The sequence below is a fragment of the Pseudomonadota bacterium genome, from assembly GCA_016711215.1.
GTDB lineage: Bacteria > Myxococcota_A > Polyangia.
Window position 1 is genome coordinate 141149 of the sequence record JADJTL010000003.1, and the last position, 14572, is coordinate 155720.

Consider the following 14572-nt stretch of genomic DNA (forward strand, 5'->3'; position numbering starts at 1 on the left):
CGCGCGGAATCGACCGCCGCGGGTCCGAGCCCGATCAGTCCTGCCCGGCGGCCCCGCCGTCCAGCTGGCGATCCAGATGGCGGTCGAGCAGCCGCCCCACGCCCGGCACGGCGGCCAAGACGTGCGCCTTGCCCTTCGGCCTCAGCTTCTGGTAGGCGCTGACCAGCCCCCGGTGACTCGAACGCTCGGCTCGGCGGTCCGTCACGGCCAACAGGCTCTCCGCCACCCGATCGCTGCGCGAGGTCAGATAGCGCTCGATCGACGCGGAGCCGCCCTCGCCTTGGAACTCGGCGTAGAAGGGCTCGAGCTGCGCGATGAACTCATCGAGCAGCGCCTCGACCAGCTCGTGGATCATCCGGGGCTTGAGCGCCTGCACGACGCTGAACACCGTCTTGACGGCAAAGCCGGTGATGCCGCTCTTGGCGCGCACCTCGCTCTCGACCAGACTGACGCAGTCATCGACGACGACGCCGCGCCGCTCCGGACTGGCGACCAGGGTAGCTAGCTGTTTCACTCCCACTTCTCCTTCTCTCTGTGGATCCGTCCGCTTTCGTCTGTCCTGCATTCCGTTAGCGCGCCACCGCGCGGCGCGCTCCGACGAAAGAACCCGCCCACGCGCGGCACCACGCCCTCGCTGGAGGCAGGGGGGCGCATGCTACGCCTGAAGCCCATCGGCGACAACGCCCGATCGGCGGCAACGCCCCCTCGGCGAGCGCCGCCGAAGCAGTCATCTGCAGGCACCGCTGCAGGCGCCGCGCGTGGCACTCCGCGGCTCGTTGCCACGGCGACCGGTGTGCTAGACTCCGCGCGTCTCAGAGGCGACAACGTGGCCGAACGTGGCCGAACGTGGCCGAACGTGGCCGAGGGTCCGTCCATGACTGAACCGAAGATTGATAGCAAACCTGGCGACAGGACGCGGCTCGCCGCGATTCCGCTGCGCAACATGGTGCTCTTCCCCGGCGTCGTTCAGCCAATCGACGTCGGACGCCCGCGCTCGATGGCGGTAGCAGAGCGCGTGGAAGCCCAGCACGGGCTGCGCATTGCGGTCGTCACCCAGCGCAGTCCCGAGGTCGATGAGCCGGCGCTGAGCGACATCTTTCCGATCGCCGTCGAGGCCGAGGTGCTGCGGGTGATGAAGGTGGCCGCCAACCGCGCCACCATCGTCGTCCGCGGCGTCCGCCGCCTCCGCGTGCATGAGCTCGATACGGCCGATGGGGCGCTGCACGCGCTCTGCGAGCCGCTGGTCGAGGTCCGGGCCGACGAGGTCGAGGCGCAAGGTCTGGCGATGGCCGTGCGCGACGCGGCCAAGCAGATCGTGGCGATCTCCCCGGACATCCCCGATGAGGCCGGCGCCCTGCTCGATCAGATCCGCGACCCGGCACGGATGGGCGACGTGGCTGCTGCCAACATCGAGGGCACCACCGCGGAGAAGATGGAGCTGCTCGAGCTCCTCGACGTGCCGCAACGGCTGCGCGAGGTGCTGACCCGGCTGCAGCGGGCGCTCGAGACCTACCGCGTCAAGGAGCACATCGACTCGCACGTGCGCGCGGAGATGGGTCGCCACCAGCGCGAGGCGGTGCTGCGTCAGCGGCTGCGGGCGATCCAGGAAGAGCTCGGCGACGCCGATGACGATGACGGGAGCGCCGAGTTCGAGGAGCGCCTCCGCGCGATCGAGATGCCGGCCGAGGTGCGGGAGGTCGCCGAGAAGCAGGTCGTGCGCATGCGACAGATTCCGACGCAGTCGCCGGAGCACACCGTGGCGCGCACCTATCTCGAGTGGCTCGTCGAGCTCCCCTGGAGCACGATGACGCCCGACGACCTCGATCTCGATCACGCGCGACGCATTCTCGACGAGGATCACTATGGCCTCGATCGCGTGAAGAAGCGCATCGTGGAATATCTCGCCGTGCGCAAGCTCAAGCCGGACAAGAAGGGGCCGATTCTCTGTCTGGTCGGCCCTCCCGGCGTGGGGAAGACCTCGACCGGGCGCAGCGTCGCGCGCGCGCTCGGCCGCAAGTTCGTGCGGGCCTCGCTCGGCGGCGTGCGTGACGAAGCGGAGATCCGCGGGCACCGGCGCACCTACGTTGGCGCGCTGCCGGGGAGAATCATCCAGGGCATTCGGCGCGCGGGCACCCGCAACCCTGTCTTCGTGCTCGATGAGATCGACAAGCTCGGTCGCGACTTCCGCGGCGATCCCTCGTCCGCGCTGCTCGAGGTGCTCGACCCCGAACAGAACGACACCTTCTCGGACCACTTCCTCGAGGTGCCCTTCGATCTGTCGCAGGTGCTCTTCTTCGCCACCGCCAACGAGATTGACCCGATTCCACCGGCACTGAAGGATCGCCTCGAGGTGATCGACCTGCCTGGCTACACGCGCAACGAGAAGCTGCACATCGCTCGCCGCCACTTGATCCCCAAACAGCTCGAGGAGCATGGGCTCGCCGCGACCCTGCTACAGCACTCGGCGGGCGGCGCCACTGCAGCGAGCGCTACAGCGAGCGCTGCGGCAAGCGCTACAGCGAGCGAGGCACCACCGGCTGCAGCAGCGAGCGAGGCGACGACCGAGGGCAGCGTGGCGCTGACCGTGCTGGAGGACACCACGGTGCTCCACGTCGCGGACCACTACACGCGCGAAGCGGGCGTGCGCAACCTCGAACGTGAGCTGGCCTCGATTTGCCGCGGTCTGGCCGTGCGGGTGGCCTCGGATCGCGAGCTGCCGAGCACCGTCACGCCGCAACACCTGCTGGAGCTGCTCGGACCGGTCAAGTACTACCCCGAGGCGGCCGAGCGCACCGAGATCACCGGCGTCGCCACCGGACTGGCCTGGACGTCCTCCGGCGGCGAGCTGATGTTCGTCGAGGCCACCCGCATGCCGGGCAAGGGCAAGCTGATTCTCACCGGTCAGCTTGGCGAGGTGATGCAAGAGTCGGCCCAGGCCGCGCTGAGCTACGCCCGAACCAAGGCGGTCGAGCTCGGCCTCGAGGTCGATTTCTTTGCCGAGTCGGATCTCCACCTCCACGTGCCAGCCGGCGGCATCAAGAAGGACGGGCCCTCCGCTGGGATGACGATGGTGGCCGCGCTGGTCTCGCTGCTCTCCGGCCGGCGCGTGCGCGACGACCTGGCGATGACCGGTGAGATCTCGCTGCGCGGCACCGTGATGCCGGTCGGGGGCGTCAAGGAGAAGGTGCTCGCGGCGCATCGCGCGGGCTTGCGCCGGGTGCTGCTGCCGGAGCGCAACCGGAAGGACCTGATCGACGTCCCCAAGGAAATCCAAGTCGAGATGGAGCTGCTCTTCGTCAACGACATCGCGCAGGCCCTGGCCCTCGCCCTCGAGGCCACGCCGCGGACGCCGCGCAAGAAGCGCAGCCGCGATCCGGTCGTCCCTGACACCGCCGCGCACTCGGCCGCCTGAGCGCCGTCCCCGTCGGCAAGAGCTGTGGCGGCCGGGTCTCGCCGATCATCTGCCGCCACCTGGACAAGGAGTGAATCGTGACTCGAACGCTACGCTACCTGCTTCCAGCGCTCGCGTGCAGCCTCGGTGGCTGTGTCGGCCCGCAGGAAACGCTGCTGATCTTCATCGTGGTGATCCTGCTCTTTGGCGCCTCGCGCTTGCCCCAACTGGGACGGGCCTTGGGCGAGACGCTGCGCGCCTTCCGCAGCGCGGCGGGCGGCGGGGAAGACGATGAGCAGGCGCGCGCGGAGCAGGCACGCCTCAGCGCCAGTCGCAAGGCCACCCCGATCGAAGGTGCGAGCGCCCGGCCCATCGAGGACGCGCGAGCGGACGCGCGCGAGGACGTACGAGCGGAAGGCGCTGGGCAAACGCGCCCGCGCGACGATCGTCGCGACTAGCCCGCGTCGCCAACCACGCCGCTTGCCTCGCGCGCTGGGCTGCTAACGCAGAGCCTCGGCTAGCGCAGAGCCTCGGCGATGCGAACGATGCGCGGCAACAGCGCTTCGAGCTGGTCCAGCGAGAGCATGCGCCGGTCGTCTGAGCGAGCGTTGGCCGGGTCGGGGTGGCACTCCACGAAGAGCGCATCAGCTCCCGCCGCGACACCTGCGCAGGCCAGCGGCGCAATCTCACTCGGTTGATTCGACGCATGCCCGGCGTCGACGACCACGGGGCAACCGAGGGCCTGCAGCTCCCCGAGCCCCGCGAGATCGCAGACGAGCCGATCGTAGCCAAAGCTGGAGCCGCGCTCGGTGACGAGCACGGCCTGCGCCCCCGCGCCGCGCAGCTTTCCGACCGAGCCGGCCAACCCAACCGGCGACATGAACTGCCCCTTCTTCAGGTTGACGACCCGCCCCGCGGCGCCGACGGCCTCGAGCAGGCTGGTCTGCCGGCAAAGGAGCGCGGGCACCTGGAGCACCTCGACGACCTGCGCCGCGGCCGGCACGTCGCTCGGGCGATGCACGTCCGTGAGCAGCGGGCAGCCGAAGCGAGCCTTGATCGCGGCGAGGCTCGCCAGCCCGCGCTCGAGCCCAGGTCCACGATAGGCCTCGCCGATCGTGCGGTTGTCCTTCTCGTAGGACGACTTGAAGATCAGGGGCAGGCGCCGCGCAGCGGCCATCGCCACCAGGCGCTCGGCAGCGACGAACATGACGTCATCACTTTCGACGACGCAGAGGCCGGCGATCAACGCCAAGGGTTGACCGCGACCGATCGTCACGCCTGCCGCCACAGATACAGTGCTCATCGCGTAAGTTCTCCTCTGCCCGCGTCAACGGGCACAGCGAAAGCCGAGGTCGACATCGACGTAGTCCGGGGGGAAGTGCAGCCGGTTGCTCGTGCGCGGCAACGAGAAATAGGAGCAGCACGAGCCGCCGCGGACCACGCGAGTCTGCCGCCCGAGACCATCCGCCGCCTCGGCGCCCGGCCGCGGCTTGGCCGGACCACGCGGGTTGCGCACGACGCGCTGGTCATAGGGGCCATAGGCATCCGCGACCCACTCCCACACGTTCCCCGCCAGATCCAGCACCCCCTCCGGGCTCGCGCCGCGCGGATAGCTGCCGACGGCGACGACGTGTCCGGGGTTCTTCCCGGCGCAAAGACCATCGCCCGCGAAGTTGCCGAAGTTGGCCCGATCACAGCGCAGCGCGTCGCCCCAGGGGTAGACTCGTGGGGTGGAACCCCGGGCCGCGCGCTCCCACTCGGCCTCGGTCGGCAGGCGCCCGCCGCGCCACGCGCAGTAGGCGCTCGCATCTTCCCAGCTCACACCGACGACCGGCAGGTTCTCCCCCCGTGGCCCGTCGTAGACCTGCGGCGGCCGGCAGCGCCCGCTGCGCACACACCCCGCGTAGCGCCCGCGCGTGACCTCGAAGCGGTCGATCGCGAAGGCTTCGAGCCAGAGGCGTCGCGGCGGCCGCTCATCGGCGTCGCCCGTCGCGCTCCCGCGCACGAACCATCCGGAGGCGATCGGCACCCCCAAGGGGGGCGGGGCCGCGCGCGCGCGGGACGAAAAGAGCGCCGCGGCCGCCAGGGTCAGCATCGGCGCCCCCCAGCGAACCAGCCGCGCGGGGCGCACCGACCGCCACCTGACGCTTCTTTCCTCTGTCGCGAACATCGTGGCGTGGTTCTAGCGCAGATCGGCGCGGGGGAGCCAACGGCGCGTCGAGCCAACACCGAGCGCCCGTGCGGGAAGCGACGCGAAGCAGACCACCAAGGACACCCCGGCGCATCGTGACGCCAGGCGGCGGCGCCAAGCGCCACCCTCATCGAGGACGACCCAGCGGCTAAGCGTTCGATTCGACGCGCGAGCGCGCCCTCGTGGAGGGTCCCGCCGAGCGCGGCACGATGCTTGCTTCGCTGGGCTGAGGTCGGGGAAGACGCTGCAGCGCGCAGGCGCCCGGTTTGGCCATCGCAGGCGGCGCCGCCGCTCGCGGGCCGCCCCATCGCTGGGAGAGGACGCCATGACCGCTCGCCTGCTTCGACAACGACCGGCCTCGCTCCGCAGCGCCCTGCTGCTCTTCCTCTGGGCCGCGGCGGCCTGCGAAGGCCAGGATCCGGGTGATGGGCAAGGCTTTGAACCGGCGGGGGCAGCCGGATATCGACCCTCGCTGGCCTCGCCAGCGCCAGCGCCCTCCTACGGCGCGCAGGGTGGCGGCTACGCCCCGACGAGCAACTACTCGCCTGGAAGCAATTCCCTCGGCGCGGCAGATCCGGGCCCCGCACTCGGTGGCGCTTCGAGCGCTGTCGCGCCGCCAGCGGCCGCGCCCGCGACAGCCGGGCCCGGTGGTGAAGAAATCGGCAGCGTAAACACGCAATTCCACTGGGTCGGGCCTGACGACAAGATCGTCGTCGTGGCCATCGACGACCCCAAGATCGAGGGCGTGACCTGCCACTTGAGCCGGGCGAAGGCCGGCGGGATCAGCGGTGGGGTCGGGGTCGCCGAGGACACCTCCGACGCCTCGATCGCCTGTCGCCAAATCGGTCCCATTCGCTTCAAGCAATCGCTCGCGCCCAAGGAGGAGATCTTCAACGTCGACACCTCGATCTTCCTCAAGTCGCAGCACGTCGTGCGCTTCTTCGACCAGAAGCGCAACGTGCTCGTCTATCTCACCTACAGCGACAAGCTCTTTGACGGCAGCCCCAAGAACTCGATCAGCACCGTACCGGTAATGCCCTGGCGTTGACGCGGCCAGCGCTGCCTCAGTCCGCCGCCGCGCCCCCGATGCGCCCCCGATGCGCCCCGCCGAGGGCTGCCCAAGGCTCGCGCCAGCCGGAACTCGCGCGGCCAGCGGCGCCGCTCGCCCGCTGTGGTAGGGTCGCGCCGGCCGCCGGCGGACGGCGGCCGGAGGAAGGAAGCCGATGCCGCCAACCGACGCCCGCCCGAAGCGCCTGCTCAACGCCTATCGCCGCCGACCGACCGACTGCACGCCGGTCTGGTTGATGCGCCAGGCGGGCCGCTACCAGGCGTCCTACCGCGCGATTCGCCAGCGCGTCTCGTTCTTCGAGCTCTGTCGCGACCCGGACCTGGCGTCCCAAGTCACGGTCGCCGCCGTCGAGGAGCTCGGCGTCGACGCCGCGATCATCTTCTCCGACATCCTCGTGCCGGTCGTGGCGATGGGGGTCGGCGTGGAGCTGACCGAGGAGGGCCCGCGCATCACGCCGCCCGTGCGCGACCGCGCCGCGATCGAGGCGCTGCAGGTCTTCGATCCCGCTGAGAAGCTCCCCTTCCTCTTGGAGGCGATTCGCCGCACCAACCGCGCGCTCGCGGGGCGCGTGCCGCTGCTCGGCTTTGCCGGCGCGCCCCTGACCTTGGCCAGCTACCTGGTCGAGGGGGGACAATCGCGCCATTTCATCCAGCTCAAGCGGCTGCTCTTCGGCGACCCGGTCAGCGCCCACCTGCTGCTCGACAAGCTGGCGACGATGGTCGTAAGCCACCTCCGGGCCCAGGTCGAGGCGGGCTGCCACGCGGTTCAGGTCTTCGATACCTGGGCCGGCATTCTTTCGCCGGACGACTATCGCGAGCTCTGTCTGCCCCATCTCCAACGGATCTTCGCCGAGCTGCAACCCCTCGGGGTGCCCCGCATCCTCTTCGGCACGAACACCGCGCCGCTGCTCGAGCTGCTGCGCGAAAGCGGCGCCGACGTGATCGGCGTCGACTGGCGGATTGACCTGGCCGAGGCACGGCGCTCGCTCGGCCCCGCGTTGGCGCTGCAGGGCAACCTCGATCCCTGCTGCCTCTGGCTCGATGAGCCGGCGCTGGAGCGGCGCGTCCACCGCGTGCTGCAGCAGGCTGGACCGGCCGAGGGCTACGTCTTTAACCTCGGCCATGGCGTCCTGCCGGGCACGCCACCCGAGCGCGTGCGCTTCCTCGTCGAGACCGTCCATCGTCTCAGCGCGCGCCCCGGCCCCGCGACGCCCTGAGCGATGCAGCCCGCGCGTCGCATCGTCATCGTCGGCGGTGGCATCTCGGGCCTGGCCGTGGCGTGGGCCCTGCGCCAGCGGGGCGAGCGGGCCTCCGACCTGCCGCCGCCCGAGGTCGTCGTCGTCGAGCGCGACGCTCGCCCGGGCGGAAAGATTCTCAGCGAACGCGTCGGCGGCTTCCTCTGCGAGTGGGGGCCCAACGGTTTCCTCGACCGCGAGCCGGCCACGCTCGAGCTCTGTAGCGAGCTCGGCCTCGGCGATGAGCTCCTTCCCGCCACCGCCGCCTTCGCCAAGCGTTACATCTACCGCGCCGAGCGGCTGCACGTCGCCGCGGCCCACCCGCTGCGCTTTCTCGCGTCCGACCTGCTGCCCTGGCGCGCCAAGCTGCGCCTGCTGCGAGAACCCTGGGTCGCTGCGCGCCGGCCGGACGATGCAAGGGACGAGTCCGTGCTGGCCTTCGCCGCGCGCCGCATCGGTCCACTGGCCGCGCGCCTGCTAATCGATCCGATGCAGTCGGGCATCTACGCCGGGGACCCGGCGCGGCTCAGCGTGGCGAGCTGCTTCCCGCGCGTCGTCGAAATCGAGCGCCAGTACGGCAGCCTGATCCGCGGTCTGGTCGCCTTGCGGCGCGAGCGGCGGCGGGGCGGCGCCCCTGGCGACCCGCGGAAGCCGTCCGCCACGCCCGGGGCCGGACCGAGCGGCCACCTAACGAGCCTGCGATCCGGCCTCCAGCTCCTTCCAGACACCCTGGCGCGGCGGCTCGGCTCGGCGCTCAAGTGCGGACAAGACATCGAGCGGGTGACGCGCAGCCCCAGCGGCGACCTCTGGCGGGTACACCGCCGGGGGCGGCCCCCGCTGCTGGCGGAGGTGCTGGTCTTGGCCTGTCCGGCCCACGCCGCGGCGGCGCTGCTCGACGGCGTCGACGCGAACCTGGCGGCGTCGCTGCGGGGAATCGACTACGCGCCCCTCGCGGTCGCGGCGCTCGGCTACCGGCGCGAGCAGGTCCGCCATCCCCTCGACGGCTTCGGCTTCCTCGCGCCTCGAAACGAGGGACTGCGCCTGCTCGGGACGCTCTGGGACTCGACGATCTTCGGCCGCCGCGCCCCCGCCGGCCATGTGCTGCTGCGCGCGATGGTCGGCGGTGCGCGCGACCGCGCGATCACCACGCTCGCGCCAGAGGCGATCGCGCTCGCCGCCCACGAGGCGCTGCGCCCCCTGCTCGGCATCGACGGCCCACCCGTGTTGGCCGAGGCCGTGGTCCATCAGCGCGCGATTCCGCAGTACAACCTGGGCCATCGCGAGCGCGTAGCCCAGCTGACCGCCCGGCTCGGGACCCAGCCTGGCCTGGTCCTCGCGGGAAACGCGCTGCATGGCGTCGGGATCAACGACTGCGCGCGCAACGCCAGGCGCGTGGCCGCAGAGGCGCTCGCCCAGCTCGCACGCCCGAGCCTTCCGCTGGCACCGCCCAGCGAAACATGCTAGGTACACGCGCGAGTCGCCATGCTAGGTAGTCGCCCGAGCAGCCCTGCTGGGGGCTCTGTCGAGCCACCACGGCGGGTGTTCACCCGAGTACTGAAGTGAGGGAATCACAAAAATGAACCAGACGAAGACAAGCATCCTGCGACGGTCCGCGCTGATCGCCTCGACCATCGCGACCCCGGCTGTGATCGCGGCGCTCATCGGGCTCGCCGGCTGCAAGGATCTGCGCCCCGGCCAGACCGGAAGCAAGGCCGGCGCCGCCGCCACTGGGCCCAAGGTCAAGGTCGAGTTCTACGTGATGTCGAAGTGTCCCTTCGGCACCCAGGTGGAGGACGGAATCAAGCCCGTGCTCGAAGAGATCGGCGACCGCGTCGACTTCCAGCTCGACTTCATCGCCACCGAGACCGGCCCCGGCCAGTTCAATTCGCTGCATGGCGAACCCGAGGTCAAGGGCAACATCGTTCAGCTCTGCGCGATCAAGAGCCAACCGGAACCACGCAAGTACATGGCCTTCATCGGCTGCCAGAACAAGAACATGCGCGCCATCCCCGAGGGCTGGGAGACCTGTGCTGGCGAAGCAGGCCTCGACCTGGCGAAGATCAAAACCTGCGCCGAGGGAGCCGAGGGCAAGGGCCTCCTGAGCGCCTCGGCCAAGCGGGCCCAGGCTCGACAGGCCAGCGGCAGCCCGACGATTTTCATCGCCAACGAGCCCTATCAGGGCGGGCGCTCGAAGAACGACTTCACCCGCGCCATCTGCGAGAAGATGGCGGCGCCCAAGGCCGAGGCCTGCGCCAAGCTGCCCGAGCCGGTCCTGGTCAACGCGACCGTGCTGACCGACAAGCGCTGCGTCGCTTGCGGCAGCTCCACCCAGGGCATCGAGTCGACGCTGCGCGGACGCTTCTTCCCGAAGCTGACGGTGCGCACCGTCGACTACGACAGCGCCGAGGGCAAGAAGCTCTACCAGGACCTCAAGCTGAAGTACCTGCCGGTCTGGCTGCTCGACGCCTCGGCGACGAAGGCCGAGCAGTGGAGCATGATCGCTCGCTGGATGACCAAGCGCGGGGAGCATTGGCAACTACAGATTCCGGCGACCTTCGACCCGACCGCGGAGATCTGCGACAACAAGATCGACGACACCGGAAATGGCAAGATCGACTGCGCCGACAAGACCTGCGAGAACGAGCTGGCCTGTCGGCCGGAGAAGAAGCAGCAGGTCGATGTCTTCGTGATGTCGCAGTGCCCCTACGGTGTGCAGGCCCTCAACGCCGTCAAGGAAGTGCTCGCGAACTTCAAGGGCGCCGTCAAGTTCGACGTGCACTACATCGCCGAGGAGGCCCCCAACAGCGCCTCGGGCTTCACTGCGCTGCACGGGGATCCGGAGGTGCACGAGAACATCCGGCAGCTCTGTGCGAAGAAGTACTACGGCCGCAACGGGAAGTACCTCGACTACATCTGGTGTCGGAACCAGGACATCCGCTCGGATAAGTGGGAGGGCTGCGCCAAGGACGGCATCGCCGCCGCCACGCTGCGCCGCTGCGCCGAGGGCAAGGAAGGCAAGGAGCTGCTGGCCGCCGACATCAAGATCGCCAAGGCGCTCTCGATCGGAGCCAGCCCGACCTGGTTGGCCAACAACCGCTTCAAGTTCAGCGGGATCGCCCCCGAGGCGATCAAGTCGAGCATCTGTCAGCACAACCCGGGCTTGGCCAACTGCGACAAGCAGCTGACGCAGCAGGCGGCCGCGCCTTCCGGCTCCTGTAACTAATCGCCCGGAGCGGTGCAGCCTTCGCCCCTCCCCGCATCCTTCCCATCACCCTTCTGGTCGCTCGCTCTGGGTCGCTCGCTCTGATGACCACCACGGCCGTGCTCCCAACCTGAGACGCGGCCGCGCTCCTACCCCGCGCCAGGTCCCCGACGGCAACGGGGCGGTACGCCATCCCGGTCGCTAGACGCACGATGCAACTTTACCCCTCACTTGCTGCGCTCGGCGACGCGATCGCGTCGCCAACCGTCGCGCCAACCGTCGTCGTTGGTAACTTCGACGGCGTGCATCGCGGGCACCAGGCCTTGCTCTCGCACGCACGAGCCCTCGCGACCGCCGAGCGTGGGATGGTCGTGGCGCTGACCTTCGAACCGCATCCGACGCGCTTCTTTGCCGCCGCGTCGGCCCCACCGCTGCTGACGACGCGCTCGCAGCAACTCGCGCTGCTCGCGGCCCACGGCGTCGACATCACGGTGATCGAGCCCTTCGACGCGGCCTTCGCCGCGTTGAGCCCGCGCGCCTTCGCGGAGCGAGCGTTGGTGCAGGCCCTGGGGGCGCGCCACGTCGTGGTCGGCGTCGGCTTCGTCTTCGGGCAACGCCGCGCCGGCACCGTCGAGGCCCTGCGCCTGCTTGGCGCCGAGCTCGGCTTCACGACCCACGGTCTCGAGCCTGCACGCAGCGAGGGGACCATCATCTCGAGCACCCGGGTGCGAGAGCTGGTCGTGCGCGGCGATCTGCCGGGCGCCGCCAGACTGCTCGGCCGGTGCTACGCCCTTACCGGCAGGGTCGAGCGCGGCGCCGGGCGCGGAGGCACCATCGGTGTGCCAACAGCCAACCTCCAGCCCGATAACGAGCTGCTGCCCGCCCGCGGGGTCTACGCCGCACGCGCCACGCTGCCGGACGGGAGCACCTACGGGGCGGCGGTCAACATCGGCCACGCTCCGACCTTTGCCCGCCACGGAGCACCCCTCGTCGAAGCGCATCTGCTGGAGTTCCAGGGCCAGCTCCTCGGCCAGCAGCTCGAGCTCACCTTCGTCGAGCGCCTGCGAGAGGAGGAGCGCTTTCCCTCGGCCGAGGCGCTGGTGGCCGCGATTCGCCGCGACCTGACCAGGGCGCGAGCGTGCTTGGCGCGCTCGACAGAGCCGGCACCCGAGTAGTATCAACGGCGGGTCGTCGCCACCCGTGTTGCCTTCGGAGCAGTCGCTTGTCCTTCGTCGTCGCCGATGCGCAGCCCTTCGCCACTGCCACGCTGGCCCACATCTACCGCGGCCAGGGGCGGCTGCTGCAGGCGCGCTCGGTCTTCGAGCGCCTGCTGCGCGAGCGGCCCGACGACGCGCAGGCGCTCCGCGGCCTCGAGCAAGTCAAGACCGAGATCGCCGCGATGCTCAAGCAGGCGACCGGCGGCGACGATACGCTGCTGGTTGAGGTCTGCGCCGAGGGTCTAGAGCTGCGCTGGGTTATCGCCGCCCGCGGCATCGAGCGCGCCCGACTCGTGCTCGGCACGGAGGGCCAGCTCGTGGCTCGCCTGGTCGGCTTTCCCTTCGACCCCGGGCTCTCCGTGCGCGACCGACGGCTCGACGCGCTCTCGGGTAGCGTCGTGCTGATACCGCCGCCCGGTGCGCTCGTCGCGAGCGCTGCCGTCGGTATCGTGGCCGAGGACGCGCGCTTCGCGGCGATCGCCCACGCGCCCGTGATCCCGATCAAACCTCAGTCGATCCCGCGCACAGGCTTGCGGATCAAGGAGTCGCCATGTTCAGAGGAGCCATAACCGCGCTGGTCACGCCGATGCGCGGCGGGCAGCTCGATCTCGACGGGCTGCGCGCCCTGGTCGAGCTGCAGATCACCGAGGGCATCGACGGTCTGGTCGCCTGCGGCACCACGGGCGAGACGCCGACGCTGGACGTCAACGAGCAAGCGCTGGTGATTCGCACCGTCGTTGAGCAGACGAAACGTCGCGTCCCCGTGCTCGCTGGCGCCGGCGCCAACGCGACGGCGCAGGCGATCGCGCTCAGCCGGGCGGCCGCCGAATGCGGCGCCGACGGCCTGCTCCACGTTACGCCCTACTACAACAAGCCGACCCAGGCGGGGCTCCTGGCGCACTTCCGCGCGCTCAGCGTCGCCTCGAGCCTGCCGATCGTCCTCTATAACGTGCCCGGACGCACGGGCTGCGATCTCCTGCCGGAGACGGTCGCCGAGCTGGCGCAGCACGAGCGAATCGTCGGGCTGAAGGAGGCCAGCGGATCGATTGTCCGCGGCCAGCAGGTCATCGCCGCCTGCCAGCGCGTGCGCAAGGACTTCAGCGTGCTCTCGGGCGACGATCCGCTCGCGCTCGCGCTGACGGCGGTCGGCGGCCAGGGGGTCATCTCCGTCATCTCGAACGTCGCACCCAAGCTGATGGCGCAGCTCGTGCGCCTGGCCAGCGAGTCGCAAATCGCCGAGGCGCGCGCGATCCACTACCGCCTGCTGCGGCTGATGGAGCTGCTCTTTTGCGAAAGCAATCCGATCCCGATCAAGGCCGCCGTGGCGCTGCTCGGGTTCGGTGCCAACGAGCTCCGCCTGCCGCTGCTTCCGCTGAGCGGGGCGAAGCTGGAGGAACTCAGCGCCGAGCTCAAGCGGCTCGGGATCGCCCAGTGACCGGCGTGGCGATCGTCGGCTGCGGGGGGCGCATGGGCCAGGCGCTGCTGCGGGCGCTCGACGGCGCCCCCGAGCTGCGCCTCGTCGCCGCCGTCGAGGTCGCCGGCGCGCCGACCCTGGGCCAGGACGCCGCGATGACCGCGGGCCTGCCGCCCTGCGGCGTGTTGGTCGCGGACGACCTCGGCGCGGCCCTCGCCCGTTGCGACGTGGTGATCGACTTCAGCGCTCCAGCCGCGAGCCTGCTGACCGCCGAGGCCGTGGCGCGGCGCGGCACCGCGGTCGCCCTGGTCACCGGCACGACCGGTCTGGACGCGGACCAACGCCGAGCGTTGCGCGAGGCGGCGACGCGCAGCGCGATCGTCCATGCCCCGAACATGAGCGTCGGGGTCAACGTGCTGCTGCGCCTCGCCGCGGACGCGGCGCGCTTGCTCGGCCCGGACTTCGACCTCGAGATCGTCGAGGCCCACCATCGACATAAGCAGGACGCCCCCTCCGGCACGGCCGCGCGGCTGGCCGAGGTCCTGGCGGCGGCGACGGCGGACCAGGGGCCGCTGGGCGAGCGCGCGTGCCACGGCCGCCATGGGCTCGCCAGCCGGCGCCCGCGGGAGATCGGCATTCACGCGCTGCGCGGTGGCGACATCGTCGGCGACCACACCGTGCTCTACTGCGCCGACGGTGAACGGATCGAGCTGACCCACCGCGCCTCGAGCCGCCAGACCTTCGCCCAGGGCGCCCTGCGCGCCGCGCGCTGGGTCGCCGGCCGGCCGGCAGGCCTCTACGACATGCAAGACGTCCTCGGCCTGGCTCCAAACGCGGCCCTGCCGCCAGTCTGA

At 70.5% G+C, this 14572-nt stretch carries 13 protein-coding genes; 10 read left to right on the plus strand and 3 right to left on the minus strand.

What is annotated here, in order from left to right:
* Window positions 1-34 precede the first annotated feature (34 nt).
* Window positions 35-514, minus strand: a complete 480-nt coding sequence (locus IPL40_09600) for a hypothetical protein (protein MBK8481412.1) — start codon at window positions 512-514, stop codon at window positions 35-37.
* Between the two features lie 360 nt (window positions 515-874).
* Here IPL40_09600 and IPL40_09605 point away from each other — a divergent pair, with 360 nt between their 5' ends.
* A complete protein-coding gene (locus IPL40_09605) occupies window positions 875-3412 on the plus strand; it encodes an LON peptidase substrate-binding domain-containing protein (protein ID MBK8481413.1) in 2538 nt (845 codons plus the stop codon).
* A gap of 98 nt (window positions 3413-3510) precedes the next feature.
* The gene (locus tag IPL40_09610; protein ID MBK8481414.1) at window positions 3511-3849 is read left to right on the plus strand and encodes a twin-arginine translocase TatA/TatE family subunit; all 339 of its coding nucleotides are present in this window, start codon (window positions 3511-3513) and stop codon (window positions 3847-3849) included.
* 59 nt (window positions 3850-3908) lie between these two features.
* Here IPL40_09610 and kdsA read toward each other — a convergent pair whose 3' ends face one another.
* Together kdsA and IPL40_09620 are read right to left on the minus strand one after the other, a co-directional pair.
* Complete coding sequence (kdsA, locus tag IPL40_09615) at window positions 3909-4694, minus strand: 3-deoxy-8-phosphooctulonate synthase (GenBank protein MBK8481415.1); 786 nt, start codon at window positions 4692-4694, stop codon at window positions 3909-3911.
* Between the two features lie 24 nt (window positions 4695-4718).
* The gene (locus IPL40_09620; protein MBK8481416.1) at window positions 4719-5486 is read right to left on the minus strand and encodes a formylglycine-generating enzyme family protein; all 768 of its coding nucleotides are present in this window, start codon (window positions 5484-5486) and stop codon (window positions 4719-4721) included.
* A gap of 421 nt (window positions 5487-5907) precedes the next feature.
* Between IPL40_09620 and IPL40_09625 the strand changes: the two genes are divergently transcribed.
* The 8 genes from IPL40_09625 (at window position 5908) to IPL40_09660 (ending at window position 14572) form a co-directional block, all read left to right on the plus strand.
* Window positions 5908-6630: a CreA family protein gene (locus tag IPL40_09625; GenBank protein MBK8481417.1), complete on the plus strand. Its 723-nt coding sequence runs from the start codon at window positions 5908-5910 to the stop codon at window positions 6628-6630.
* A 175-nt stretch (window positions 6631-6805) separates the two neighbouring features.
* The gene (gene hemE, locus IPL40_09630; GenBank protein ID MBK8481418.1) at window positions 6806-7867 is read left to right on the plus strand and encodes a uroporphyrinogen decarboxylase; all 1062 of its coding nucleotides are present in this window, start codon (window positions 6806-6808) and stop codon (window positions 7865-7867) included.
* Window positions 7868-7870: 3 nt separating this feature from the next.
* Window positions 7871-9349, plus strand: a complete 1479-nt coding sequence (hemG, locus tag IPL40_09635) for a protoporphyrinogen oxidase (GenBank protein MBK8481419.1) — start codon at window positions 7871-7873, stop codon at window positions 9347-9349.
* Between the two features lie 112 nt (window positions 9350-9461).
* Window positions 9462-11108, plus strand: a complete 1647-nt coding sequence (locus tag IPL40_09640; GenBank protein ID MBK8481420.1) for a hypothetical protein — start codon at window positions 9462-9464, stop codon at window positions 11106-11108.
* Between the two features lie 191 nt (window positions 11109-11299).
* On the plus strand, window positions 11300-12262 hold the full coding sequence (locus tag IPL40_09645) for a bifunctional riboflavin kinase/FAD synthetase (protein MBK8481421.1): 963 nt from the start codon (window positions 11300-11302) through the stop codon (window positions 12260-12262).
* Window positions 12263-12309: 47 nt separating this feature from the next.
* Entirely contained in the window at window positions 12310-12873 is a 564-nt protein-coding gene (locus IPL40_09650; protein MBK8481422.1) for a hypothetical protein, read from the plus strand.
* Window positions 12855-13739 carry a 4-hydroxy-tetrahydrodipicolinate synthase gene (locus IPL40_09655; GenBank protein MBK8481423.1) on the plus strand — a complete coding sequence of 295 codons (885 nt, stop codon included), beginning with the start codon at window positions 12855-12857 and terminating at the stop codon, window positions 13737-13739. The genes IPL40_09650 and IPL40_09655 overlap by 19 nt, the downstream gene beginning before the upstream one ends.
* Complete coding sequence (locus IPL40_09660) at window positions 13736-14572, plus strand: 4-hydroxy-tetrahydrodipicolinate reductase (protein MBK8481424.1); 837 nt, start codon at window positions 13736-13738, stop codon at window positions 14570-14572. The genes IPL40_09655 and IPL40_09660 overlap by 4 nt, the downstream gene beginning before the upstream one ends.